We start from the raw sequence: 24,806 nt of genomic DNA, 5'->3' as shown, positions 1-24,806 counted from the left end.
ATTATATCCGCTTTTTAATGCATCACAAAATATGCTTATATGACACAACTTTTAAAAGACATTGTTCTTGGGTATTTAAATGTCGAGGTGAAGAAAAATGGACAGACAAGTTGTATTGAAAAAGATAAAAGATATCATGAAAAAATCCCGTATCGGGGTACTTTCTACTGCACATGAAAATGTACCTGACAGCCGTTATATGATTTTCTATGACCAAGAATTCGACTTATATACGAAAACAAGCAGAGATTCATTAAAAATCGAAGAAATAGAGAATAATCCAGTTGCACATATTTTACTGGGATATGACGATACTAAAAATCACAGTTTCTTAGAAATCTATGCAGACTTAGAAGTCACAGAAGATCCTGATGTCATTGATTGGATTTGGGAAGAATCTGATAAAAGCTTCTTCAACAATAAGTCTGACCCGAGACTTTGTGTCATTCGTGCCATGCCGCGTTCGATTCGCCTAATGAACAGCGACAGTGAAGACGGACCGCAATTAGTAGAGTTTGATTAAACTTTAAAACGCATAAATCAGCACGCAACTCCTAAGAATTGCGTGCTGATTTTATATTATTTATAAGATTTCATGACACGTCGATAGATTTGTCCTTTTTTCAAACGGCTGACGTATGCACGTTGATGCAAGGAATATTTTTTCTTGCGTACAACTTCTAAGATTTCGCGATACGCTTTTGCGGCCACTTCAATAATCGGACGTGCTTCTTCATGGAAGTAATCCAAATGACTTAATGCATTCTCATACATAGCATCTGCATCTTTAGCATAGCTTTCCCACAAATCAATGTAGTTTTGTGTCACACCATGTTCGAAGTTTTCCTTCAAATCCACATTATAAGCTTTTAAGCGTTCTGCACTTAAATAAATACGGTCGTTCTCAAAATCTTCTCCGACATCACGTAAGATATTAGTGATTTGAAGTGCTTTACCGAGTTCGATTCCAACTTTATCGGCAGTTTTATAATGTGCTTCATAAGCTAATACCGGCGTTAAAAGTTCGCCGATGGTGCCTGCCACACCGTAGCAATAGGCATAAAGTTCCTCATCTGTCTCTAAAGCAGTCATCGTCAAATCGCTTTGTACATAGTCCATTAATGTAGTAAATGCATGTAATGGGACTGGGTAAGATTGCAAAGTATCGCGAAATGCACGCATTACGGAAGCATTGCTTTGAAATGCTGCATCTTGTGAATTGCCTTGATAAATCATTTCTAAATCATGGCGAATTTGATCCAAGCGTTTTGGATCTTCATATTCATCTATACTGTCGTCTATCATTCGACAAACGGCATAAATTGCCCAGACTGCTTTACGTTCTGCCTCAGGCAGACTGTTAAAAGCATAAGAGAAAGTCTTAGAGTACTCCTCCATAATTTGCCTGCAATATTCATAATCCTCATTTATTAATTGTTCCACTCAAATCACACCTTGTTGTCTATATTCATCACAGGGATATATACCCTAAATGGATATTTATAAAGTTATTCCGCAGTTTTTGCTGGGTTTATATATTTTGAACTTGTGTCTCATACTAATTGAAAACACTGTGAATGTCATTTAATAACCTGTACATTTGCGTAAATATTTATGACTGAATGAAAGATTGTCACCCTTTTTTCAAAAATGAGCTATTCAACAAGTACGTACTGTCATATTTTTGTGCAAGACTTCTAATAAATCGCAGCAAGTCTTCCTGTGCAGTTTGTCCTTGAAGATACTCTGATTTGAATGTTGTGTGCTGTGCTTTTTCTTTTTCATCCGCAGTCTTCTTAAAGTATCCCCACATATGATCAAATGTATTGATGACAGACCCTGAGGTCGGTGTAATAGCTAAAGCAGCTGTGATAAAATCATCTATTTCCGCTTCACTGATATTTTCTTTCATCTTATCGCGAATCAGCTAATAATACTTTTGACTGTACCACATGGCTTCATATTTGTAGGTGCGCCACAGCTTTTCTTTTGTATATTGACTCACTATCTATGCTCCTCTTCTATCGTTCATCTTCTCTTTACTAATAGCCGACAAGCAACGCAATCGACATCGCGACGGCACAAATAATACCCCAAAGCAAAATCAGTTTCCACGCAAATTTGAGCCATTGTATATATGAAATCTTCGCGACTGCCAACGCTCCCATCAAAATAGCAGAAGTCAGGAATAAGACGTTGCTGATGGAATCACCGTACTGGAATGCTAAAACAGTCAGCTGTCGGTTAATATCCAGCAAATCAGAAATCGGAACCATCAACGGCATCGTTGTCAGTGCTTGGCCTGAACCTGACGGGATAAAGAAGTTTAAGAAGAATTGGAAAATAAACATGACAATAATCACAATAGATGACGGGACATCATTGAGCAAGGTTGTCATAGCGTGAATAATCGTATCAATAATCTTCCCTTGTTCTAAAATCACGACAATCCCTTTCGCAAAGCCGACAATCATCGCTCCGAATAAAATGTCTTTCATGCCTTCAATCATCGCATCGAATGTGCCATTCAAGCCTAATCCGCTGATTAGTCCGGCAATTAAACCTGCCAGTACAAAATTGGCACTCATTTGATTAAAGCTCCATTCATAAGTAAAGATACCATAGACATTAAAAATAATCGCAAAGATAATCATTAATAAAGCGAGTGCTTGACGTTTAGTAAAGCGGCCATAATCCACCGCTTCATGACTGTTGCCTTCAGATTGTTCAAGCTCATAGACAATACTTTTCTTTGGATTGCGTTTTACTTTACGTGCATACAACATGACGCATGTAATAGCAGCTGCTAGTATGAATAGGTAAATAATTGAACGCAAACCCCAGCCTGAGAACATCGGCAATTCTGCGACAGTTTGGGCTACTCCGACCGTAAATGGATTAAGCATACCGCCGATAAATCCGCTTGCAGCACCCAATATGACCATCGCTGCACCTGTCATCGCATCATAACCTAACGTACGTGCAATCAAGACACCGATTGGCACAAAAATAATCGTTTCTTCGGCTAAACCTATAGAGAAACCTAATACAGAGAAGCCAATCATAGTTAAAGGAATCATCAAAATTTTTGAAGAACCTAAAATTTGAATCGCACGGTTAATGCCGTTTTCAAACGCACCTGTTCGATGTACAATTCCAAATGCACCGCCGACTAAGAAGATGTAAAAGACAATCTCTCCACCGGTTAATAACCCTTCAGGCACTGCTCTGAACAAATCTAAAAAGCCGACACCATGCTGTGCAATTTCATGATAAGACCCCGGGACCACTAAAGTCTGGCCGCCCTTATCTACACGTTTGTATTCACCTGCCGGAATAACGTAAGTTAACACGCAAGCCACCGCAATAATCATCATTAATAATGCATAGGTGTGCGGTGTCTTCAGTTTGAATTTAGACGTTTGATCCTCTGAATGCTTCTGTCCCTTTTCTTTCATACACATTCCCCCAACTCAGTTATTATCTGAATTTTCTTATTTTAGATTATATAACCTAATCCATCAGGAATAGTCGTATTAATTTCTAGGAACAGTCATGCGCCATTACATATAAAAACTGACCGTTGTATTTTCGGTCAGCTTTGTTTTCCTTATTTTTGGTTGTCTGAAGTTGTTGTTTCATCTGTAGTTTGTGTCTCAGATTTTGTTTCATTTTCGACGCGCTGTGTTTCATTTTGAGCTTTTGCTTCTTGTTGTTTTTGTGCTTCCCATTTAGCTTCTTTTTCTTGTTGTCTTATTTTACGCTGCTTTTCTTCACGTACTGCGAACACAATAAAAATAATTGCTAATAAAGGGAATGACATACCTAACCAGAACATTCCACTCACTCCAATTCTGCAGGGTTATCCCGTATTTTTTATTCCATTTCATCATAACATTTCTATTCATGCTTTTTTACTATTTGAAACAAAACCACACTTTCTTGACACGTTATATGAAACTCGATACATTGAGTGTAATGACAAGAATAATGCACTAGGGGCGTTTTAAAACTGAGATGAGGCCTTGCCTCAGACCCTTTGAACCTGATCTAGCTGAAACTAGCGTAGGAAAGTGTGAGATAGCGGCAAATGAAGTATGTCTTATAATAGGACTTTGTCTCGCTCTTTTACGCACAGCTGTTTTGCAGGTGTGTATTTTTTTATGTCTAATTTCATAAAGGGAGCGAATGATTATGGCAAGAACAATATTAGTAACAGGCGGCGGACGCGGCTTAGGTGCAGCGATCAGCCGTACTTTAGGCACACAAGGTTTTAATGTCATCATTAACTACAATCAAAGCGAAGCAGCAGCAAAAGCACTCGCAGAAGAAATCGGTAATGAACGTGCCGTCGCAATTCAAGCAGATGTCACAAAGCGTGAAGATGTAGAACGCTTAGTACAAGAAGGAACGAAAGCTTTCGGTCAAATTGACGGCGTTGTCAATAATGCATTAATCGGATTCAAATTTGATCCGACTGCCCAAAAAGCATTCAAAGATATGGATTGGGAAGACTATCAAACACAAATCGACGGCACTTTAAAAGCTGCGTTCAATGTCGTTCAAAGTGTCATCCCTCAATTTATGGAACGCCAACGCGGTACTGTCGTATCTATCGGTACTAATTTATATCAAAACCCAGTTGTTCCTTATCACGAATATACAACTGCAAAAGCTGCCTTAATCGGTTTTACGCGCAATATCGCCGCTGAATTAGGCCAATACGGTATCAATGCGAATGTAGTATCCGGCGGTTTGCTTAAAACTACCGATGCAAGTTCCGCAACAACACCTGAAGTCTTTGACTTGATTGCCCAAACTACACCACTTCGCAAAGTAACGACACCGCAAGAAGTCGCAAATATGGTGGCGTATTTAGTTTCAAAACAAGCAGACGGAATTACAGGACAAAATATTACAGTCGATGGCGGCTTAACAATGAACTAAGAGGTGAAACAACATGCCTGTACCAAAAGAGAGACAGTTGCATATAGGCGTATTATTATATGGTACTGGCCATCATCAGGCAGCTTGGTTAATGCCTGATTCCAGTATTGAACAAATCGGAACCATCCAATATTATCAAACACTCGCACAAATCGCAGAACGCGGTTATTTCGATGCTGTTTTCTTTGCGGATAACCAATCTTTTCCCGCAAACAACGACACAACCATGCCCGCATTCTGGTTTGACCCTATCGTCAACTTAACAGCGATATCGCAAGCGACAAAACATGTCGGTTTGGTGTCTACTATTTCCAGTACATTCTCTAATCCTTATACTGCCGCAAGGCAGCTTTTAAGTTTAGATCATATCACTAACGGACGTGTAGGTTGGAACTTAGTCACATCCATGACAGATATCGAAGCGCAAAATCACAGTATGGAAGCACTTCCGAATCACGCTGAACGTTATGCGGTCGCAGATGAATTCGCAGAAGTAATGAATCAATTATTCGAATCATGGTCTGTGCATGACTTTAAACATGACCGCACAAACAATCAGCTGATTGACGCTGAACACATTCAACCATTCCAGCATAAAGGCGACAATTTCCAAGTACGCGGTCCGCTATCTACACCGAGTAGTCCGCAAGGTAAACCCGTTGCCATGCAAGCGGGTGCTTCTAAACAAGGTGTCGCTTTAGCTGTAAAATATGCGGACGCTGTTTATTCTGTATCATGGAATATCCAGCAAGCAAAGCAGTTCAGACAGCGTTTAGATGATGAAATTAAGACCTCCGGACAGACTGACCGCGAACTTAAAGTATTCCCAGGTCTTGTGACTTATGTCGCTGAAACACGTGAAGCAGCACTTGCGAAGAAAGCTGAATTAGACAACCTGCTTCCTATTGAAACAGCATTAAATCAACTCAGCTTCTTTGTACAGCAAGATTGTTCTAAATGGGCATTAGATGAGAAAGTACCAGAACTGCCCCCTGTTTCAGAATTTACAGGACCTGTCGGAAGATATGAAACAGTCTTAGAAATCATCCGCGATACAGATCCGACAGTACGTGAATTGCTCGGCTACCTTAATGCAGGCGGCGGTCATCTCACACTAATCGGTACACCAGAAGAAATCGTTGATGAAATGGAACACTGGTTCAACGAAGGCGTCGCAGATGGCTTCAATCTCATGCCTCCAACTCTGCCAGGGAGCTTAGAAGATTTCGTCAATCTCATTGTTCCAGAACTGCAAAAACGCGGAATCTACCGTACATCATATGAAGGACATACATTCAGAGAACATTTAGGAGTTTAATAAATAGGCCATGCCTCCCTGTGAAGCATGGCCTATCGTATTATTCATTCTCTTTAAATACTTTTTGATATTGAACGTAACCTGAAATATAGTGCTCTATGTCATCAATTCTGACACGGTAACCATGATGTTTGATAAAGAATGAACCTAGGATACGTTTTGGGTTCTTAAAATACATAGCCAATTCAGGATAGAAATAACCTGTCCGCTGATAATCTGCACGAGTATGAATGGTTTCCATGAGTGCATCCACATTGATGAGTTGATCAACAAGTGTTCCGTATCCTTTTTCTCTTGCTTTTCTAATAATATGATACGTCGCCATCAGCATTTCTAAGAAAGTCGGGAACGTTGTAATACGATGTTTGATAAAGTCTAGATAGCTGGAAACATTTCTGATTCCGAACTCAATATATTCTTTTTTAGGGTCTATTTGAATTAATTCATTTGTACAATAACCTAACCAGTGGTCATGGTTCTTCCAGTAATTCATTTTAATAAATCGATCAAACATACTTCTTACAGTATCTAACCATTTTTCGTTGTTATCGATTTGATAGAGACGCAATAATCCTAATGCGGCTTCTCCATCATAATAAATCACACGAAACTGTTCTTTGACTTCTATGCTTGGATAATGCAAAACATGTATCGTTTCAGCCGTTTCTTGATTTATCATAGAAATAATACCTTCTGCCACTTTTTGTGCCGCTTCTAAATACTTCTCATTACCAGGTTTGATTTTCAAATACTCGCAGACCGCAAAGATAAACGCCGCATTTTGACCTAGTTTAATTTCATTGATGTTTTTAGTGTCATCGAAGATATGTGCTGTGCCATTTTGTTCAAACAAATAGTTGTCGATTAAGTAATCTATCGCCTTTTCAGCCACACTGATATCTTTATTTAAATAATGCAGTCCTTCCATCAAAGCATAAGTAGATGAAGCATGTCTCAAATTATTATAGAAGCTGATTTTCTTATCAAAGTGCGGGAAGTAGCCATAGAAGAATTTTCCGTTAGGTTGTAATTCATTCGCTAAATAATCCGTAGAAGTTTCTAGCATCTTATCAATCTCACGAGATAAATTACCTACTTTACGCAATCCTTTTTCTCGGCCCTCTGCTCCTAACTCATACACTTCATGATTTTCGATAAAATAGCCTTTCGTATAAAACGTTGTGATAGGCTTTCCAGCATAATCTTGATGTTTATAAAACTGCTTATGTTTCGTATACTTTTTTAAATAATTATTGATATTGTCTTCTGATAAGAAGAATTTCTTTTTATCTTTCGTAGGTCTGACAAATGCATTGATGTTGATCTCTTCTGCCATAAAAGCCAAATTCCAATTTTGGTCATAAGCGATACCGTAATCTATATAATTACGACGTGTTTCCTCTAAATCGCGTTTGACCTCTTCAAATACAACACCCCTCGTACGATAAACAAAATCAATCTTGACCCATTGAGGATATTTTCCAGCTTTCTTTTTGAACTGATCATATTGTTTCACAATATCTCTTTTGAGATTGTTGGAGTTTTTCAACAACTTAACGACCGCTTTCATATTAGGATTGCCTAAACTCACAAACACATAATCTTTGCCTAACAATTGTTGATCTGCTTTTTGTAGTACTTGTTCAATCTCGTTGTTTATCATCATGGCCAAACCCCTTCTCATTAAATATGTATAAATGGGCCGGACATCGTCCAGCCCACTATTCAAATAGAATTATTGTTTCTTATCTTTCTTACGGCGTCCTAATAATAGTGCAGAACCTAGTGCTGCGAATAGACTACCGAATAAAGTAGCTTGTTTATTATTATTTTCTTCACCTGAATCAGGTAATTCTTTATCTCCATTACCTTCAGCATGGCTTGGTTGTTCACCATTTGAACCATTTTCAACACCTTGTTCTGGCGTTAGATCAGCAGGTTCACCTGGTTGTCCTGGTTCAGTTGGTTGTCCTGGCTCAGACGGCTGTCCTGGTTCACCCGGCTCATCAGGATTTACTGGTTCAGTTGGTTCATTAGGGTAATCTGAGTCAGCATCCGCATCTGCGTCGGCATCGGCGTCAGCATCGGCATCTGCGTCGGCATCTGCATCGGCATCTGCATCAGCGTCAGCGTCAGCATCTGCATCCGCATCGGCATCAGCATCGGCATCGGCGTCGGCGTCAGCATCTGCATCCGCATCGGCATCCGCATCCGCGTCGGCATCTGCATCCGCATCAGCATCCGCATCGGCATCCGCATCCGCATCCGCGTCGGCGTCGGCATCCGCATCCGCATCTGCATCTGCGTCAGCGTCAGCGTCAGCATCCGCATCGGCATCCGCATCGGCATCGGCATCTGCGTCGGCATCTGCATCGGCATCGGCATCAGTATCGTCACCGATTAAGTCGCCTGAACCGCTATTGTATACGTTGTAGTTGTCCCAAGTGTAGTAAGTGTGACCTTGACCATCGTCTGTCGCATCAGAAACCATTTCTGCTCTTGTTTTGATTTCTTGGTATGAACCTTCTTCTGCTTTACTGTTTAACACAATGACATAACGGCTGCCGTTTGATGGCAAGTCTTTGAAATCTAATGTTAACATTTGTCCGCCGTCAGCTGTTGTTGAGTATTGCGGATTGAAGTTATATGGTCCATCTGTTCTGTCTGTTACATCTACGAAGTTTGGATTTGTTTCGTCAAAGTAGAAACTTGGGTTAAGTGTTTCACCATTTCTTACTTCATAGATTTTGTAGTTAGTTACGCTTGGATCTAATTGTGCTGAACTGTCAGCTGGTGTACCATCTGCAGTGTTCGGCCAGTAGTTGTATAAGTTCACTTTAGCATTGTAAGATTGTTTGCCTTGAGGGTTCACATATACAACTTGTTGGTAATCACCTGTTTGGTTATCCGCTGATACGATGAATGAGTCTACGTTAGATGGATATTGAGAATCAGAAACTCTGTAATTGATATCAACATTTGTGCTGTATGGCTCGCCGGCAACTGTTGTAGTAACTGGGTAAGTACCTGAAGTTGGTGCTTGTTGACGGTCAGCATATAACGGAATATTGAATTTACCTGTCACGTTATCATGTGTATCTACATAATCTGTAAATGTATAACGTAATGAATTGTCAGCTTCATTGAATTGACCTGAAGCGACTACTTCCTCGCCATTCATTAAGTCAGGAATAATTGCAGTATTCGGTGTTGTATTACCGTAATAGTTTAAGTACTGCGGGAATTGTACATCGAAGTAGTCACCTGATTTGACACTATCGTTTACTTGTAAATTCGCAGACATTGCAGTTGATTCACTGTCGTTAGCTTGGATAGTGTTCGGACTTAATTGAATGTCTGAAGCTTGTACTTGATCATTTACATTAGTACCTGTTGGTGTTGCGGCTGCTAATGCATATGTTTGTGCAGCTGTACCTTCTTGTGATGATGGTGCTGCGAATCTTGCGGCTGTATTAGGTGATGTCGCAAGTGCTTCAGAACTATCTTTTTGATTTGAATAGTCTTGTGCTGATTTAGAAGCGTTTGCTAAATCTGTTTGACCAGAAGTATCGCCTAAAGTCGCATTTTCGGCAGTGTTCGCATCTGAAACTTGTGCTGCATTCGGATCATAAGCAGGTTGTTGGTTTACACCATCTGTCGGTGCTGCTTGTGCAGTAAATTGTTGTGCTGTTGGTTGTTCTGCCGGTGCTTGATCCGCATTAGGTGCTTGTGTTGTTTGATTATCTGCAGTTGGCGCAACTGAAGGTTCTGTTGTTGGTGCTTCAGTCGGCGCTACAGGTGCTGCTGTTTCTTTTGCACTTGTAGTAGATGTATTTTGTGTTGGTTGTTCTGCTGGTGTTGATGTATTTGTTTCTGAATCAGCTGCTGGTTGAGCACTATCAGTTTTCGATGCTGTACCTGATTGCTGCTCTGTTGCTGGTTGTTCTGCTGTTTTTTCTGTCGGTTGTTCTGTTGTTTGAGTTGTATCAGCTTTTGGCTGTTCTGTTGATGTTGCAGTATTTTCAGCTGGTGCTGGTTGTTCTGAAGCCGCAGTATCAGCTGCTGGTTTTTGTGCATCTGTTGATGCAGTTTGATCTGCAGTTGTGTCTGTCGACTGTTCAGTAGGCGCTGTTGTTGTGTCTGTTTCAGCTGGCTTTTGAGCGGCAGTGTCTTGTTGTGCTGCTGTGTCAGCTGTTGGCGCTTTTGCATCTTGTGTTTGGTTTGTATCTGTCGTTGGTGCTGTGTCAGCTGATGTACTTGTTTGAGTTGTAGGATTTGTTGATTCATTGGTGTTTGTCGTTGTTTCAGCTGCGTCTGCGTCATTCGCATTCGCAAATAAAGTCACCCCAACAATAACTGAGGCTGCCCCTGCTGTGATTTTACGAATGGAATAGCGATTACGTTTCTTGAAAAAGTCCTGATTATTCAAAAAATCCCTCCTAAAAAAATTAAAAAGTGGTACCTTATACAATTGCATAAGTGCACAACTAATAAACACAATTTTATTAATTAAGTACAATTGTTTCAGAACAGACACAATTCGTTTTTATAAGACTAGTCCCATGCAATTAATCGGATTTTATTAAAGACTTAAATATTTAGATTGTTTTACTATTTATATGTAATAAATTAAATTCATCTAAAACTCCTTAATTACTAGGCTGCTTTTAAATTATAAGGAAAATAAAAAGCCTGAATGTTACTTCAGACTTTTTGAAGAAGATGATGTGCTTCATCTTCATTTTCCAGACCCGTAAATACTATCGCTTTATTTCCTTCTTTCACGATACCGTGTTTACCATATTCGCCTATCACTATACCGCCTTTTGAATTATCATATAACAGCGCGCCATACTGCTTCAGTAAAGCTGTTAAATCACGAACTGTGAAATTTTGACGCTCCTTCACTCTGAAACGTCCTGTTAAATTAATCGCAACAGAATCAGTTAAATGCAATTGCTGAATGACAGACTTCACATAAGCTTTTCTCGCTTTATGGCTTTCATAAAGCTCATCTGCTAATTGATAGACTAACGATGCATGTGGTGTATCTGTCATAGCTTCAACTAAAGCCTCCCATGTCATTTCAAGCCCTTCATAGAATTGGTGGTTATTCGTCGGCCATTGTTTGAGGTTAAGGTGATAATTATTGATACCACGCTGTTTCGCATCTAAGTAATAAAGAATAGGCGCAAGTCCTTCGATTGTCGCGGATTGATTCATGTTATCTTGTGCTGCTATTTCGCCTGTTTCTAAATCATAAATGGCATAAGCACGGCCTTTTCGTGCTGTTTCTGTAAAATGAGCATCTTCTGCGCCGCTTCTCTCATAATGCAAAAACGCACCTTGCAGACGCGCAGCAACTTTCGGGAAGTCTGTTTGTGTAACAGAAGATTTCATCAGCACCAATGCATCTTGATTTAACAAATAACATAAGTCTTTCAGCATCAAATCCTGATTTTGGTACCATGTAATATGTTTTCCTTTGACCTTATTAACCACTTTACGCAAAGGCTTATCCATACATAAAATATAATCCGCTTCTGATTGTTCCAAAGCTGGTACCAATTCAGCGTGAACACGATCTGTTTGATCACCTAAATCACTAATTTGACCCAACGCTATAATTTTATGCCCCTTAAAAAATGGGCTTTGTGAATTAAAGGCATCAATCGCATTCAACATCGCCGGTAAAGATGCATTATGTGTATCATCTAAGACTGTTGCTTGTTCATGGTCGCTTTTCACTGTTCTGAATTCCAAAACTTTCTTAAAGAGTTGTGTTTGGGCTAAATGATTGAGCTTTTCTTTCACATCCACATTCAAATGTTTGAGCGTCAATAACACTGCTAAAGCATTCTCAACCATCCCTTTACTGACAGAAGGCACTTCAAATGTATAACCGTCATTTGTCGTAACTTTTACAGCCTTTTTAACAGGTGTTATCTCTTCAGCATAAGTTTCCGCTGTCACATCTTTCGTACTATAGCGATAGACGTGCTTTGTATAGGTTGCGGCTGTCTCTCTTAAAACATCATGATGCAGCGTGTCACCATTATAGATTGCAATACCTTCTGCGTTCAGCCCTTCGAAAATACGCGATTTGAATTTTACTATCTCTTGTGTCGAACCGATTGTCGATAAATGTGCTGAACCGATGCCTGTCACAATCGCAATGTGCGGCTTTAATACTTTTGCCATGTTTCCGCGATTATTCAACGCATTTAAAGAGGTTTCAAATATCGCAACATCAGGATTAGAAGCTAATTTGCACATATGTAAATAGATGGCACTTCTCGTATTACTGTTGCCTCTGTTTTGTTGAACTTTTAAAGGACTTAACGCTGCCCCAAGCATTAAACGTGTCGAACTTTTCCCCATAGAACCTGTTAAGGCAATTAATGGATTACGGTAGCGGCTTCTAATGTGCAAAGCTAAAGTTTTCATCGCTTTAATACTGTTTTTCACTACAATTTGCGGAATTTTATGTGTTAAGCCTTCCACATACTGTTCAGTGATAATTAAACCGATATTTGAAACATCTTTGGGAATTTGCGCATTGCCTTCTCGCATGACTTTTGACTTCTTCAAGTACTTTTGCCACGACGCTTCGCTAATAGAAATAAATGCTGTGGAAGGCGACTTAACATGCAGCATTTGATATTCAAAATCATCTATCACTTGATGTGCTTTTCCTTGTGCATCTAACAGTTCTGTCTCTAAGATTTGTGCAATCGTTTCTAATGTATACATGATGACCCCCGGCAAATGATAATTTTGCATTCTCAAAGCCCTATGGTTTAATGTATAGTTAATAACTTCAAAAAACTGGAGGCTTTTGATAATGGCAACAGATAATGATAAAAGTCTAGATCAAATCAACCAAGAAATTGAAGAAGAGTTGAGAAACTATGACCCTAAAGAAGATGAAAAGAAGAAAAAAAGCATCATCTTCACCAAACCAAGATTAATCGTGCTTATTGTCGTTCTCGGTTTAGGACTTTATAGATTACTCCATTTCTTTTTCTAAACAGTGAAACTAAATTAACGCTACTATATCACAACTTAAACAATTATGTATTTTGTTTCTGAAACTAGGAAAAGCATTCTGACTGTGAATACTTTTCCTAGTCTTTGTGTTGTTGAAACAATGCTTTCGGGATATGGCAATAAGCCTCTGGATGCCGCTCCAGATAGTCTTGATGTACGTCAGCACTCGGGATATAGTTGGTTAAAAGCAAGACTTCCACTACTATGCGGGCAGTGTCACCTCTTTGATTAATATACGCTTTAGCTTGTGCTAAATGTTCAGGATTTTCACTGTAAATACCTGTACGGTATTTAGGTCCTGTATCTTCTCCTTGTGCATTTATACTATAAGGATCTATCGCTTTAAAAAGCTGTGCTGTTAACTGTTTAGCGCTGGTTTGTGTTGTATCAAAAGTAGTTTTGACGCACTCTGCATAACCATCATAGTCGCTTTCTAATTGATTTGAGGTTCCGTTAGCACGGCCCGCTTCCGTATCCAGCACACCTGGCAAGGTTTTAACATAGGCTTGAACACCCCAAAGGCATCCGCCTGCAAGATATATAATTTCCTTCATTTTAAACAACTGCTTTCTACAATATTTTTCCAAAATTCACTAAAGTATGGTACGCTCAATGTCACCTGACACATATAAAAGGGTGTGACCTCTTATGAAAACACTGTATCATATTGTTGCGATACTCATCTTATCCGTATCTTTATATGCATTCTTTAGCCTTACTGACTTATTTTATACCCATTCACTCGCAGATTTGCTGCTGAATGTTGATTTTATCCCTGTATTTGAATATGCGAATTTCTGCTTCAAATTTATCTTTCACATTATTTTCACCACATTGATTTACGTTGTCTTTCAAGGCATACGCGATTCTTATGTCTATCCTGCCGGAATTTTAATTATTATTGTACTGTTTGCGGTCATTTATCTGTCATTGATTAATTGGTCTGTAAATCCAAAATATCAATTTTATTGGAGCGACTATTTTGTTTGGATGCTCGGGCATACTATCTTTATTTTCTTAGTCGCATTTATTTTACGTTTCGAGAAACACTTTTGGTATCAAAAGCGTTAATACTTAAGTTTATTGCCTGATAATTTGAGAAAATAGATAGTCAGCCATACAATTAATATATTGAACTTTTATTAAAAGGAGAGATAAATATGAAAGGCAGAACAGCAATTATTACAGGATCAAGCCGCGGTATTGGGGCTCAAACAGCACGTTTGCTCGGATCACGCGGTGCAAATGTCGTAGTCAATTACTTCAACAACGCTCAAGCAGCAGAAAGTGTTGTTAAAGACATTGAAGATAACGGCGGTAAAGCCATCGCAGTCAAAGGCGATGCACGCGATACTGAAGATGTCGCAAATATTGTCAAACAAGCATTAGCGACGTTCGGCAGTGTTGATATTCTAGTACATAACGCTGGAATGCAATTCCCTTTCAAATCATTTGAAGACATGGAGTGGGACGAATTTATTGCTAAAACTGATGACGAATTAAAAGCAGCCTTCACTTCGACTAAAGCAGTTGTACCCATTATGAAAGAACAAGGCTACGGCAAACTTGTTTATATCTCAAGTGGTCTCAGCCATCAGCCGATGGACGATTTCTTAGCCCACGGGACGTCTAAAAGTGCATTAAACGCTTTTGCGAAATATATCGCTCAAGAGTTCGCAGATACAGGTATTACTTCAAATATCGTAGCACCTGGTATGGTCGATACAGACGCGACTGCACATACACCAGAAGAAGCTAAAACAGCTTATGCCAACAGCATTCCTATCCATCGATTGGCACAACCTGAAGACGTCGCTAAAGCAGTAGCATTTTATGCAAGCGAAGACAGTGCTTATATTACCGGCAGCTATCTTCCGGTCAGCGGCGGCGGAGAAATGATTTAATCTCATAATGACAGAATAAAGGCAGAGCTATCCTTAGTGGATGCTCTGCCTCTTTATATGTCAATAAACTATAATAATGGTTTCTTAGAATACTTATTCATAATCCATCTTACAAACAATGAAATTGTAATGAATAAACCGATATAACCAAACAATGGGAAAACAAGATTAACTAAATCTGCAAACCCTACAAAACTCAATACAAATGCCAGTATGAGCGAAATTGTAAGCAATACTACGTACTTCTTGGATTTCGGATCTGTAAAGCGTGTTAAAAACGGATACAGCATTCCGATACAACTATTGAAAATAACACCAAACATCACCGCTGACATTAAATAAGCGACTAATGGATGAATATCATTCGCAAGCACTAATGTCGGAATATCTACTGTGTTTGCTTTTTCTAAATTTGCCAGCAAACCACCAACCATGATTAACAATAATACACTAAATGTAATACCGCCAAAATAAGCGCCTCTGCGTGCCACCTTATGATTCATTGCATCATTACCGACAATTGTTAAGAAACTGAAACTGTTGCCGACAATCAATCCGCCATACGTAATCGCATCCCACCACCAATATGTACTCGTTGTTTTAGACGGTACTGTATATTTGTGTACTTCAGAAAAATGTACTGATGGGTTAAATATGTTCGTCCCTGCAATAATCAAAACAGCAATAACCAAAAATGGTGTCACTGCACCTAATACAGTTAAAATCTTGCCGAAGTTAAGCTGCAATACAATAAATAATAAAACAACGATTGCGAGTGAGCCGATCCAACTTGGGAGTCCGAATCCTTGTTTTAATGCAGAGCCTCCCCCGGCAATCATAATGACAGTCATTCCGAACAAGAAGAAAATAATGAGATAATCTATAATTGTTCCTAATACCTTACCAAACAAGCTATGCAGTGAAATATCATAGCTGTCAGCGTCTAAGCGATACCCCATCTTAGCAACTTGCCGCGTCCCAAATGCAACTATAATACCCGTTACAATAACTGCAATATATGCTACATTTCCATGATTAACAAAGAATTGTAAAAGTTCTTGTCCAGTAGTAAATCCAGCACCGACAATAAAGCTTAAATAAGCTAGAGCTATTGCATATGATGCCTTGTTTACTCTATTAAACATAAAGTAATCCCCTTTCTTTAAATCAAGTTAATCAATCTATCAAATTTTAACATATTCATAATTTTTCTCAATTTAAAGGAGTGAAAACTAATATTTGAAATCAGTTTGACATCATTTTATTATTTCAAATCATAATAAAAAGCCGCCTCTTATGAGACGGCTCATGTGTATTAATATTTGTATGGATCTTCTTCTTTTGTTTGTTCGCTTGTACGTTCTTGTGCAATGGCATTGGCTTTATCGTAGTTATAATAACCATCTTCAGTCAATGAATTGTTTTTCGGTTTTCTGCTGAATAACATAATTGCGGCGATAATCCATAAAATTGCTGAAATCCAGTTGCCTAATAATGAAATAATACCAGCAATCAATAATAAAATTGCAGCTGTTTTTGCTTTCTTACTGATAAAGATACCGCCGATGACTGCTAAAACAAGGGCAATAAGGTTGATGATTAAAGCAAATGTTATAAATCCTTGAAGAACTGTTGCTGATTGCATCATTTCCTCATAAGTTATATCCCCTGTGCTGCCTTCTTGCATACCTGTTATAAAGTCCTCGCTATGCATTAACGGAAGCATTAAACCTGTCATTAAAACTGCTAAGGCTGTTAGCCCAACACCTATCCATGTTAAAACGTGTTCACCTGTACGTTTAATCATTGTGTTCCTCCTTAATTGTAATAGCAAATAGTAAAATTATAAAATCAATATAATTATTAACATCAGTATACTAATTCTCAAGTTATACGTCCATACTCCGCTTAAAATCCTTACTGCTTTTTTAATAATAATTAATATACTTTTTTAACTTTTCGTCTATCCAATTAAGAAGAAATGTTCTAGTCTACCAAGTTGTCTTTTCGTTCCATCAATCTTTGATATTCTTCTAAATAGACTTTTTCAGCTTCAGAACCTCTCTGTGCAGAATTCATTGCACGGTGCCATAACGGATAAATCGGTTCTGGTGTCGTTAAGTCTGTAATCATTTGAATTTCTTCTTTTGTCAGCTTCAACTGATAAGATGCAATATTTTCTTGCAGCTGTTCTTTATTACGTGCAGCCAATACGAGTGAATCTACATTCGGACGTTCTCTTAACCAAGCAAGTACAACTTGCGGTACTGTTGCTTGATGATTATGTGCAATTTCTTGAACCAGTTCAATCAAACGATAGAATAATTCATGATCTTTTACATACGGTTCAGCCCAGCCGTCGCCTTGTCGTGTATTCGGCTCGCCTTTTTTATCACGTGTGATTTTACCTGTTAATAATCCTTCTCCTAAAGGAGACCAAATACTATTGCCTACACCCAGTTCTTTGCCTGCAGGCAGCAATTCATATTCCGCTTCTCTCGCTTCAGGTGTGTAATAGATTTGCTGCGCAATCGGCGGTGCCATATTATTTTCTACTGCTGTCGTATACGTTTTGGCTAAGTTCCAACCGCTGTAGTTCGATACACCCCAGTAGCGGATTTTACCTTTTCTGATTAAGTCATTCATTGTTTGAATCGTTTCTTCGACCGGTACTTGTCCATCCCATGTATGCACATAATATAAATCTACATAATCCGTACCTAAACGCTTCAAGGAATGATCTATAGAACGTTCAATATTCAAACGGCTTGCACCGACGTTATTCGGGTTATCGTTGAATGGGAAGCCTGTTTTTGTACTGATGACCATTTCATCACGATGATTTCGGATACCTTTGCCTAGGGCTAATTCCGCATCGCCTTTGGCATAAAGGTTTGCGGTATCAAACTGATTAATCCCTTGATCTAACGCATAATCTACAAAATATTCTACTTCTTTCTCTGTCAGACCGCCCGCATTCTCAAATCCGTTTGTGGCAGAAAATGGTACAGAGCCTAAAGCATATTTTGAAACATTCAATCCTGAATTTCCTAGTAAGTTATAATCCATACTATCATCCTCCAACATAATCTATATATGGAGTATTTTCCCTGTTCATCACAATTTTAAATATATATACTCCAAAAAACATTTACTCAAATTTAACAATAAATTAATTGAACCGTTGATATAATTACAATTAAATACATATATTTTGGAGGCACACTATGCACAATAAAAAATTAATAACCCTTCTATCTACATCTGCACTTGCGGCATTATTATTGATGCCAAATGATGCAAGTGCAGAAACTCCCTCGCAATCTGTCGCAATTCACGACATTCAAGGAGAACGTCACTACTCCCCTTATAACAATAAGAAAGTCCAAGACGTTAAAGGGATTGTTACTTATCAATATGAATTGCGCGGACAGCATTATTTTCATATGCAGACACCTGATAACGAAGCAGACAACAATGCCAATACATCAGAAGGTATTATCGTTTATACAGGCAAACATAAAGCTGATGTAAAAGTCGGCGATTTAATTAAAGTAACCGGAACAGTCAATGAATATGCCATTGATGGTTATAACGATAAAGCGAATACAGATTTGCCGGTCACTGAAATTGTGGCCCGTGATGATCGCGGCGGCAAAATCACTGTGGCACAAAGCAATCAACCTTTGCCGAAGCCCTACACAATCAAACAAGTTCCTAAAGCCATCTCAGCAAATGATCAGCTGAAAACATTCGACCGCAACCGTTATGCGATGGACTATTATGAGTCATTAGAAGGTATGCGCGTACAGACAGGTGATGTCCGTGCTGTCGGACCGCAAGAACATGGAGACATCTTCACAGTATTAGACAGCGAACCAAAAGAAACTCAAAACGGCGGAATTTTGTTGAAACACAATAGTGCCAACGGTCAGCGCATTCCATTCAAAATGTACGATAATTATCAAGCACGCGACTTTGATGTAAAAACAGGCGACCGCTTCAAAGGCCCTATCATCGGCTACATGAACTATGGCTACCAAAACTATAAAATCAATGTTGACTTAAGCACTATGCAGAATGCACACCAAAAAGGAACTACAGCACCGCAGCCGACATCGATTCAACCGGATCATCAAAAGCTGACGATGGCCTCTTACAATTTAGAGAATTTCTCAAATAACGTAAAATCATCTTCTGATGATAAAGCCCAAAAGCTTGCGAACGGTATAGTCAAAAATATGAAGCAGCCTGATATTATCGGTGTCACTGAAGTTCAAGATAATGATGGCCCTGGCAAAGGCGGCCCTCAAGGCGACCAATCTTATGAACGTCTTATCGCAGCCATTAAAGCTGCAGGCGGTCCAGAATATAAATACGTCAATATTGATCCAGAGATGAATCAAGACGGCGGTCAACCAGGTGCGAACATCCGTGTCGGCTTCTTATATAATCCAAACCGAGTGAAATTCGATACAAAAGTTCCTGCAGGCGATGCGCACACTGCTGTTTCATATCAAAAAGGTAACTTAACACATAACCCTGGCCGTATCGATCCAGATAATCAAGCTTTCCAAGATTCACGCAAACCATTAGCAGCTCAGTTTAAATTCAGAGGCAAACAAGTCATTGCGATTGTGAACCATTGGAACTCTAAAAACGGTGATGATGCGTTATTCGGCAAACGCCAGCCAGTCAACCTTGGCAGCGAAGCACAACGTACAGCTATTGCCAAAACAGTTTCCAACTTTATCACTCAAGTAAAACAAGACAATCCTAAAGCAAATGTAGTAGCGCTTGGCGACTTTAATGATTTCCAATGGTCGAAACCATTAAAAACATTAGAAAGCAGCCAAATGACCAATCTTGTTAATTTTGTGCCGATGAACCAGCGTTATTCGTATGTCTATCAAGGTAATTCACAAACGTTAGATCATATTTTCGTATCTAATCATCTCGCACCGCACGCAAAATTAGATATGATTCATGTAAACTCTGACTTCACAGACATGTCTGGACGTGCGAGCGACCATGATCCTCTCTTAGTACAACTAGATTTACTACACCTTAACAAGAAAAATAAGTAATCAATCGAAAACGACATGTTTCACAATCTCGAGGCGGGGTAACGTATTACTGTACTTAAATTTTAAGGAGGAATTTGATTATGAATTTTGATGATATCAAGAAAAAAGGCGAAGACCACTTAAACGAACATAAAGACGAGTACATTGAAAAAGGTAAAGAGTTCGCTAAAGACCAATTAGGCGGCGACAAAAAAGACGAAAAAAAAGATGATAAAAAATAAGCGGTTGTTTTTCAACCCTTTCACTTATAGAACGCGTTGTTTTCAAAATTGAAAGCAGCGCGTTTTAATTTTGTTGAAATTTCACCATCATCTTTCTATTGATAACTTTTGATTATCATAGCTATCACTTTTCATAATTATTATTAATATTAAACTCGGCGTATAATGAGGGCAACTATCTAGATTGAGAGGTGACGATTATGTCTCAGCACGCACATCGTCAATTATTACTTGGGATGGCATCTTTATTTGTGGTGATGGCAATCGGCCGTTTCGCCTATACGCCTATCCTGCCTTTTATGCAGCAAGCGGTACATATGGATGGTAAAGGTGCCGGATTACTTGCGACAATTAACTACTTAGGTTATTTGATCGGTGCCATTATTCCAATGTGGTTTATCTTCAAAAGCAAAGTCGTTGATGTCAAAATCTACTTGATACTAAACGTGCTCTCCACTATCTTCATGGGCTTTACATCCGACTTCTTCCTATGGTCAGTGCTTCGTTTAATCGCAGGAATTACCAGCGGTACAGTCTTTGTTTTAGCCTCTAATGTTGTCTTAGAAGCGTTAAGACAAGCACATAAAGAAGGGATTTCCGGACTATTGTATAGTGCTGTAGGGATTGGACTCTTTACCAGCAGTATCTACGTATTCTTCTATACAAACGTCGACACGTGGCAAATGACTTGGATTATCTTAGGACTTGTTTCTTTAGTGCTAAGTCTCTTAGTTATTCTATTCATGAGAGAGAACCCAGAAATCAAAGTCAATGACACTGCCAAAACAGAAAAGAAGACTGCCGTCCGTCTTAATCCGACCTTCATGCGCTGGTATTCTATCGCCTATTTCTGTGAAGGTGCGGGCTATATTATTACAGGTACTTTCTTAGTTGCGATTGTTAAAACAATCCCTGCTTTCTCAGAATATGCGGCTTTAAGCTGGATGTTTGTCGGTTTAGGTGCCATACCTTCTACAGTAGTTTGGTCTATGATTGCGGAGAAAATCGATTACAGCAAAGCTACATATATGGCCTTCGGCCTGCAGATCATTAGTGTGGCTTTACCGATATTCTCTCATCACATTGTCAGTTTGATTATCAGTTCTCTGATTTTCGGCAGTACGTTCCTAGGCTTAACGACACTCTTCATGTCTAAAGGACAAATGTTGATGCTTGAGACTGGAGGCAAGTCTAACTTTATCGCCACATTGACTGTTATTTATAGTATCGGTCAAATGATTGCGCCGTTTGTTTCCGGCTTCCTAATCGGAGAATCAGAAAATTACAATGCGGCACTCTTGTTTGCGACGGTCATTTTAATCATCGGACTTATCAGCAGCGTCATCAGTTATCGTGCTTTGCGCAATGAAAAAACCGTTTAAAAAGTTTTGCTTTTTGTGATTAGGGAATGTTACTAGCAATAAAGGAGGAACTGATTATGCCTTTTGTTAAAAAGAGAATGAAAGAAGATTTAACAGACGATCCTCGTATCAGCGAAGAAACATTTACTACTGATCAAGAACTTCAAAACAATGCATTTGAACGTCTGGGTAAAGATGTTGTGATTATTGAGATTTTATCTATTATGAACATCGTCTTTGCGGTTACGACGTTTACAATTCTCGGTTTATTAATCAGAGAAAGAACAAAATAAGATTGAATTGAAACAAAATTACACAACACCCGCATAACAAGATGCAGGTGTTGTTTTTGTTTCACATATTGATTTTTATCGTATCAAATCCTCTAAGTCATGCGGATAATCTGTCACAACTTCAGTACCTGAAGCTTTTAAGATGACAGTATCTGAATGTCTGAATCCGCCTACGCCAGGAATATAAATACCAGGTTCTACACAAAAGACCATACCTTCTTCTAAAACAAGGTCATTATCAAATCGAAGCGATGGCTCTTCATGTTGCCCGATACCGATGCCGTGTCCTGTACGGTGGCTGATATAATCTCCATATCCTGCCTTCTCAATCACATCTCGCGCTGCTTGGTCGACTTCTTTTGCGGTTACACCCACTTTGATGAAATCTAATGCGGCTTTATGTGCTTTCACCATAGTCTCAAAAGCTTTCTTTTGATCAGGATTAGGCTGACCAGCAAAGAAAGTACGCTCGCATTCTGCACGATAACCATTCAGTTCTAACTGGCGGCTGTGTACAATAACATCTCCAGAGTGAATGGTTTTCGTATTAGAGAAGGTATGCGGCATTGCAGAACGTTTAATACCTGAAGGCGACATGACGAAGAATCCGAATTCTGCATCAGGGTAATTTTGAGAAATGGTATCGAATAAATAACTGTTCCCAAAGTTATCAATATCCATTTCAGTCAAACCTTCTTTTGTATTTTCAATTGTTTTTGCTACCGCTTCACTGACAATCTTACCGCTGTCGCGAATCGCTGCTTGTTCATCTTCGTACTTATACGTTCTTTGTTTAACTAATGCTTCACTGATATCTTTTACTTCGAAATTATGTGCTTTGACAGCAGTATAGAATTGCGCCGGCAAGAAAGCTGTTTCGATACCAATCGTTTTTGCCTCTTCATATTGTTTCAGCAAGTCATTAAAGACATCTTGATAACGTGTCGGTGTGTCATCTTCTGTCGGAATTTCAGTATACGTATGAATCGATTGAATACCCGTCTTATCCTTAAAGTGATTTTCTTCTAACTTCGGCGCAATCACTTCAATCTTTTCCTGGGAAATAAATAAGATGATCGGTCTAGAATAAATAACTGCTTTAAATCCTGTGAAATACATCTGATTCTCAAAATTCATCACAATACTTAAATCAATATTGTCTTGTTTCATAGTCTTTCTAAACGCATCAATGCGTTGTTTCAAGTTCACTTTGACTGCCTCCTTTAGAAGTAAATAGTGTCACAACTACTAAGACGATAATCGCAAGCGGTACAGAAATCAATGCTGAGTTGATACCTGTACTTTGAACAAAGACAAACTCCCAAAACAGTGTTGCGACTAATCCTACAGCCATTGAAGCTAAACCAGCTGGTTTTGTGACTTTTGGATAAATGAACACTGCAAGCAATGCTGGAGTAATACCTGCACCGTAAACAGTATAAGCATACATTTGTACAGATAAGACTGACGGGAAGTACATTGTCAGCATGAATGCGATGACACCTAAAACCGGCACTAATATTCTCGTCATCATCAGCATTTTATTTTCGTGTTTATGTTTAAAGTTATCGCCGAATAAATCATACAGCACACTTGTCGCAGCGGATAATAAATAAGAGTTCCCTGTTGTCGTAATGAATGCAGTAAGTGCCGCGATTAAGACGCCTCCAATCACAATCGGTAATTGACTTGTCAATGCGATTAAAGCCATCCCTGGTTCGATTTTCGGGAAAATCGAACGTGCAATAAACGCAAGAAGTGAAATCAATGGTGTTACAATCAATAAGCCGACAACCCAGCCGATAGTACCGACACGCGTTACTTTATTGTCCTTTGATGAAGCAAGACGCTGGTATATGTTCTGGTCGCCTAATAATAAGAATAGCATTGGAATATAGAAGCCGAGAATCTGCATGAAGCTTAACGTCCCCATCGGCTCTAAATGTGTATCTGGTACATGGCTGACAATGTTGTCCCAGCCGCCCGCAACTGCGATACTGACAGGTACCGCAATAATCAATGCGATAGTAATCAGGAATGCACTTAAGGCATCTGTCGGTGCGACTGACATTAAACCGCCCATTGTCGCAAGCAAGATAATAATCACGGCCGCAATAATCGTGCCAAGTTCAACAGAGATGCCTGTTGAAACATGCAAGACATACGCTAAACCTTGATATTGGTAAGAAACAATCCCTACGAAAGCTAAAATAATAATCACTGCAGCTATATAACTTGCGACTTTACCATATTTCATCTCAAGGATTTCCGCTACTGTATACTTCCCGTAGTTTCTAATCTTAGAGCTGATTATGTAAATCGTCCCAATACCGATAATACTCGGAATCATATAGCCGATTGCCGGCCATAAGCCGAAACTGTAGGCTAATGAGTTTTGACCGCCGGTTACAGAACCGCTGCCGACCCATGTCGCAAGCAATGTCCCCATCAACACCACAGGCCCTAATGATTTACCCGCAAGGATAAAGTCTTCGTTGCTTTCAACTTTCTTAGAATAAATAAAACCTAATACGATCATTAATAAACCGTAGCCTAACACAAACCATATTAATATCGGTTCAGTAGAAAATCCCATCATAATTCCCCCTTAACTATAAAAAACTA

At 39.1% G+C, this 24,806-nt stretch carries 23 protein-coding genes and 1 riboswitch; of the genes, 10 read left to right on the top strand and 13 right to left on the bottom strand.

From position 1 onward, the window contains the following. Nucleotides 1–97: 97 nt before the first annotated feature. Nucleotides 98–523, top strand: coding sequence for a pyridoxamine 5'-phosphate oxidase family protein (locus tag DVJ99_RS11295; protein ID WP_114604285.1), 426 nt, complete (start codon nt 98–100; stop codon nt 521–523). 56 nt (nt 524–579) lie between these two features. Here DVJ99_RS11295 and DVJ99_RS11290 read toward each other — a convergent pair whose 3' ends face one another. The 4 genes from DVJ99_RS11290 to DVJ99_RS11275 form a co-directional block, all read right to left on the bottom strand. Next, a complete protein-coding gene (locus DVJ99_RS11290) occupies nt 580–1,443 on the bottom strand; it encodes a phytoene/squalene synthase family protein (RefSeq protein WP_240430844.1) in 864 nt (287 codons plus the stop codon). A 190-nt stretch (nt 1,444–1,633) separates the two neighbouring features. Next, on the bottom strand, nt 1,634–1,912 hold the full coding sequence (locus tag DVJ99_RS11285) for a DUF1722 domain-containing protein (protein WP_114604284.1): 279 nt from the start codon (nt 1,910–1,912) through the stop codon (nt 1,634–1,636). 130 nt (nt 1,913–2,042) lie between these two features. Continuing rightward, nucleotides 2,043–3,458, bottom strand: coding sequence for a YfcC family protein (locus DVJ99_RS11280; RefSeq protein ID WP_114604283.1), 1,416 nt, complete (start codon nt 3,456–3,458; stop codon nt 2,043–2,045). 152 nt (nt 3,459–3,610) lie between these two features. After that, nucleotides 3,611–3,838, bottom strand: coding sequence for a hypothetical protein (locus tag DVJ99_RS11275; RefSeq protein ID WP_114604282.1), 228 nt, complete (start codon nt 3,836–3,838; stop codon nt 3,611–3,613). Between the two features lie 149 nt (nt 3,839–3,987). After that, nucleotides 3,988–4,089: riboswitch (TPP riboswitch) on the top strand. Nucleotides 4,090–4,194: 105 nt separating this feature from the next. Here DVJ99_RS11275 and DVJ99_RS11270 point away from each other — a divergent pair. Both DVJ99_RS11270 and DVJ99_RS11265 read left to right on the top strand, forming a co-directional pair. Then, nucleotides 4,195–4,947: a 3-oxoacyl-ACP reductase gene (locus tag DVJ99_RS11270; protein WP_114604281.1), complete on the top strand. Its 753-nt coding sequence runs from the start codon at nt 4,195–4,197 to the stop codon at nt 4,945–4,947. A 13-nt stretch (nt 4,948–4,960) separates the two neighbouring features. After that, a complete protein-coding gene (locus tag DVJ99_RS11265) occupies nt 4,961–6,265 on the top strand; it encodes an LLM class flavin-dependent oxidoreductase (protein WP_114604280.1) in 1,305 nt (434 codons plus the stop codon). Nucleotides 6,266–6,305: 40 nt separating this feature from the next. Here the strand turns inward: DVJ99_RS11265 and DVJ99_RS11260 are convergent, their stop codons facing one another. From DVJ99_RS11260 to DVJ99_RS11250, 3 genes are all read right to left on the bottom strand, one after another. Further along, nucleotides 6,306–7,931 (bottom strand): poly(glycerol-phosphate) alpha-glucosyltransferase, encoded by a 1,626-nt coding sequence (locus DVJ99_RS11260; protein ID WP_114604279.1) that lies wholly within the window; start codon nt 7,929–7,931, stop codon nt 6,306–6,308. Between the two features lie 69 nt (nt 7,932–8,000). Next, a complete protein-coding gene (locus tag DVJ99_RS11255) occupies nt 8,001–10,694 on the bottom strand; it encodes an Ig-like domain-containing protein (protein WP_162912194.1) in 2,694 nt (897 codons plus the stop codon). A gap of 275 nt (nt 10,695–10,969) precedes the next feature. Continuing rightward, nucleotides 10,970–13,018, bottom strand: coding sequence for a Mur ligase family protein (locus DVJ99_RS11250; RefSeq protein ID WP_114604277.1), 2,049 nt, complete (start codon nt 13,016–13,018; stop codon nt 10,970–10,972). A gap of 91 nt (nt 13,019–13,109) precedes the next feature. Here DVJ99_RS11250 and DVJ99_RS11245 point away from each other — a divergent pair, with 91 nt between their 5' ends. Further along, nucleotides 13,110–13,295: a hypothetical protein gene (locus DVJ99_RS11245; protein WP_105993909.1), complete on the top strand. Its 186-nt coding sequence runs from the start codon at nt 13,110–13,112 to the stop codon at nt 13,293–13,295. 97 nt (nt 13,296–13,392) lie between these two features. Here DVJ99_RS11245 and DVJ99_RS11240 read toward each other — a convergent pair whose 3' ends face one another. Continuing rightward, the gene (locus DVJ99_RS11240) at nt 13,393–13,869 is read right to left on the bottom strand and encodes a peptide-methionine (S)-S-oxide reductase (protein WP_114604276.1); all 477 of its coding nucleotides are present in this window, start codon (nt 13,867–13,869) and stop codon (nt 13,393–13,395) included. A 94-nt stretch (nt 13,870–13,963) separates the two neighbouring features. Between DVJ99_RS11240 and DVJ99_RS11235 the strand changes: the two genes are divergently transcribed. Together DVJ99_RS11235 and DVJ99_RS11230 are read left to right on the top strand one after the other, a co-directional pair. After that, nucleotides 13,964–14,386 carry a hypothetical protein gene (locus DVJ99_RS11235; protein ID WP_114604275.1) on the top strand — a complete coding sequence of 141 codons (423 nt, stop codon included), beginning with the start codon at nt 13,964–13,966 and terminating at the stop codon, nt 14,384–14,386. Between the two features lie 89 nt (nt 14,387–14,475). Continuing rightward, nucleotides 14,476–15,219: an SDR family NAD(P)-dependent oxidoreductase gene (locus tag DVJ99_RS11230; RefSeq protein WP_114604274.1), complete on the top strand. Its 744-nt coding sequence runs from the start codon at nt 14,476–14,478 to the stop codon at nt 15,217–15,219. A 68-nt stretch (nt 15,220–15,287) separates the two neighbouring features. Here DVJ99_RS11230 and DVJ99_RS11225 read toward each other — a convergent pair whose 3' ends face one another. The 3 genes from DVJ99_RS11225 to DVJ99_RS11215 all read right to left on the bottom strand — a co-directional run bounded on the left by DVJ99_RS11225 (nt 15,288) and on the right by DVJ99_RS11215 (nt 18,288). Beyond that, nucleotides 15,288–16,364: a YkvI family membrane protein gene (locus tag DVJ99_RS11225; protein WP_114604273.1), complete on the bottom strand. Its 1,077-nt coding sequence runs from the start codon at nt 16,362–16,364 to the stop codon at nt 15,288–15,290. A 170-nt stretch (nt 16,365–16,534) separates the two neighbouring features. Further along, entirely contained in the window at nt 16,535–17,026 is a 492-nt protein-coding gene (locus tag DVJ99_RS11220; protein WP_114604272.1) for a DUF4064 domain-containing protein, read from the bottom strand. A 179-nt stretch (nt 17,027–17,205) separates the two neighbouring features. Then, nucleotides 17,206–18,288 carry an aldo/keto reductase gene (locus DVJ99_RS11215; protein ID WP_114604271.1) on the bottom strand — a complete coding sequence of 361 codons (1,083 nt, stop codon included), beginning with the start codon at nt 18,286–18,288 and terminating at the stop codon, nt 17,206–17,208. A gap of 158 nt (nt 18,289–18,446) precedes the next feature. On the opposite strand from DVJ99_RS11215, the gene DVJ99_RS11210 reads away from it, so the two are divergent. The 4 genes from DVJ99_RS11210 (at nt 18,447) to DVJ99_RS11200 (ending at nt 22,181) form a co-directional block, all read left to right on the top strand. After that, nucleotides 18,447–20,306, top strand: a complete 1,860-nt coding sequence (locus DVJ99_RS11210) for an endonuclease/exonuclease/phosphatase family protein (protein WP_114604270.1) — start codon at nt 18,447–18,449, stop codon at nt 20,304–20,306. A gap of 80 nt (nt 20,307–20,386) precedes the next feature. Further along, a complete protein-coding gene (locus DVJ99_RS13160) occupies nt 20,387–20,527 on the top strand; it encodes a hypothetical protein (protein WP_162912193.1) in 141 nt (46 codons plus the stop codon). A 200-nt stretch (nt 20,528–20,727) separates the two neighbouring features. Continuing rightward, nucleotides 20,728–21,909: a YbfB/YjiJ family MFS transporter gene (locus tag DVJ99_RS11205; RefSeq protein ID WP_114604269.1), complete on the top strand. Its 1,182-nt coding sequence runs from the start codon at nt 20,728–20,730 to the stop codon at nt 21,907–21,909. A 56-nt stretch (nt 21,910–21,965) separates the two neighbouring features. Next, nucleotides 21,966–22,181 (top strand): hypothetical protein, encoded by a 216-nt coding sequence (locus DVJ99_RS11200; protein ID WP_105993918.1) that lies wholly within the window; start codon nt 21,966–21,968, stop codon nt 22,179–22,181. Between the two features lie 75 nt (nt 22,182–22,256). Here the strand turns inward: DVJ99_RS11200 and DVJ99_RS11195 are convergent, their stop codons facing one another. Together DVJ99_RS11195 and DVJ99_RS11190 are read right to left on the bottom strand one after the other, a co-directional pair. Next, nucleotides 22,257–23,390, bottom strand: a complete 1,134-nt coding sequence (locus tag DVJ99_RS11195; RefSeq protein ID WP_114604268.1) for a M24 family metallopeptidase — start codon at nt 23,388–23,390, stop codon at nt 22,257–22,259. Next, nucleotides 23,368–24,777 carry a sodium:solute symporter family protein gene (locus DVJ99_RS11190; RefSeq protein WP_114604267.1) on the bottom strand — a complete coding sequence of 470 codons (1,410 nt, stop codon included), beginning with the start codon at nt 24,775–24,777 and terminating at the stop codon, nt 23,368–23,370. Before DVJ99_RS11190 ends, DVJ99_RS11195 begins: the two co-directional genes overlap by 23 nt. Nucleotides 24,778–24,806 lie beyond the last annotated feature (29 nt).

This window comes from Staphylococcus sp. EZ-P03, from assembly GCF_003344575.1.
GTDB lineage: Bacteria > Bacillota > Bacilli > Staphylococcales > Staphylococcaceae > Staphylococcus > Staphylococcus simulans_B.
Note: the sequence above shows the minus strand (reverse complement) of the source record. Positions and strands in the feature narration are given on the sequence as shown.

Bases quoted from the DNA above. Each gene is read 5' to 3' on its own strand.
- DVJ99_RS11295 (WP_114604285.1), top strand. From the start codon at position 98: ATGGACAGACAAGTTGTATTGAAAAAGATAAAAGATATCATGAAAAAA.
- DVJ99_RS11285 (WP_114604284.1), bottom strand. From the start codon at position 1,912: ATGAAAGAAAATATCAGTGAAGCGGAAATAGATGATTTTATCACAGCT.
- DVJ99_RS11280 (WP_114604283.1), bottom strand. From the start codon at position 3,458: ATGAAAGAAAAGGGACAGAAGCATTCAGAGGATCAAACGTCTAAATTC.
- DVJ99_RS11275 (WP_114604282.1), bottom strand. From the start codon at position 3,838: ATGTTCTGGTTAGGTATGTCATTCCCTTTATTAGCAATTATTTTTATT.
- DVJ99_RS11270 (WP_114604281.1), top strand. From the start codon at position 4,195: ATGGCAAGAACAATATTAGTAACAGGCGGCGGACGCGGCTTAGGTGCA.
- DVJ99_RS11265 (WP_114604280.1), top strand. From the start codon at position 4,961: ATGCCTGTACCAAAAGAGAGACAGTTGCATATAGGCGTATTATTATAT.
- DVJ99_RS11260 (WP_114604279.1), bottom strand. From the start codon at position 7,931: ATGATGATAAACAACGAGATTGAACAAGTACTACAAAAAGCAGATCAA.
- DVJ99_RS11250 (WP_114604277.1), bottom strand. From the start codon at position 13,018: ATGTATACATTAGAAACGATTGCACAAATCTTAGAGACAGAACTGTTA.
- DVJ99_RS11245 (WP_105993909.1), top strand. From the start codon at position 13,110: ATGGCAACAGATAATGATAAAAGTCTAGATCAAATCAACCAAGAAATT.
- DVJ99_RS11240 (WP_114604276.1), bottom strand. From the start codon at position 13,869: ATGAAGGAAATTATATATCTTGCAGGCGGATGCCTTTGGGGTGTTCAA.
- DVJ99_RS11235 (WP_114604275.1), top strand. From the start codon at position 13,964: ATGAAAACACTGTATCATATTGTTGCGATACTCATCTTATCCGTATCT.
- DVJ99_RS11230 (WP_114604274.1), top strand. From the start codon at position 14,476: ATGAAAGGCAGAACAGCAATTATTACAGGATCAAGCCGCGGTATTGGG.
- DVJ99_RS11225 (WP_114604273.1), bottom strand. From the start codon at position 16,364: ATGTTTAATAGAGTAAACAAGGCATCATATGCAATAGCTCTAGCTTAT.
- DVJ99_RS11220 (WP_114604272.1), bottom strand. From the start codon at position 17,026: ATGATTAAACGTACAGGTGAACACGTTTTAACATGGATAGGTGTTGGG.
- DVJ99_RS11215 (WP_114604271.1), bottom strand. From the start codon at position 18,288: ATGGATTATAACTTACTAGGAAATTCAGGATTGAATGTTTCAAAATAT.
- DVJ99_RS11210 (WP_114604270.1), top strand. From the start codon at position 18,447: ATGCACAATAAAAAATTAATAACCCTTCTATCTACATCTGCACTTGCG.
- DVJ99_RS13160 (WP_162912193.1), top strand. From the start codon at position 20,387: ATGAATTTTGATGATATCAAGAAAAAAGGCGAAGACCACTTAAACGAA.
- DVJ99_RS11205 (WP_114604269.1), top strand. From the start codon at position 20,728: ATGTCTCAGCACGCACATCGTCAATTATTACTTGGGATGGCATCTTTA.
- DVJ99_RS11200 (WP_105993918.1), top strand. From the start codon at position 21,966: ATGCCTTTTGTTAAAAAGAGAATGAAAGAAGATTTAACAGACGATCCT.
- DVJ99_RS11190 (WP_114604267.1), bottom strand. From the start codon at position 24,777: ATGGGATTTTCTACTGAACCGATATTAATATGGTTTGTGTTAGGCTAC.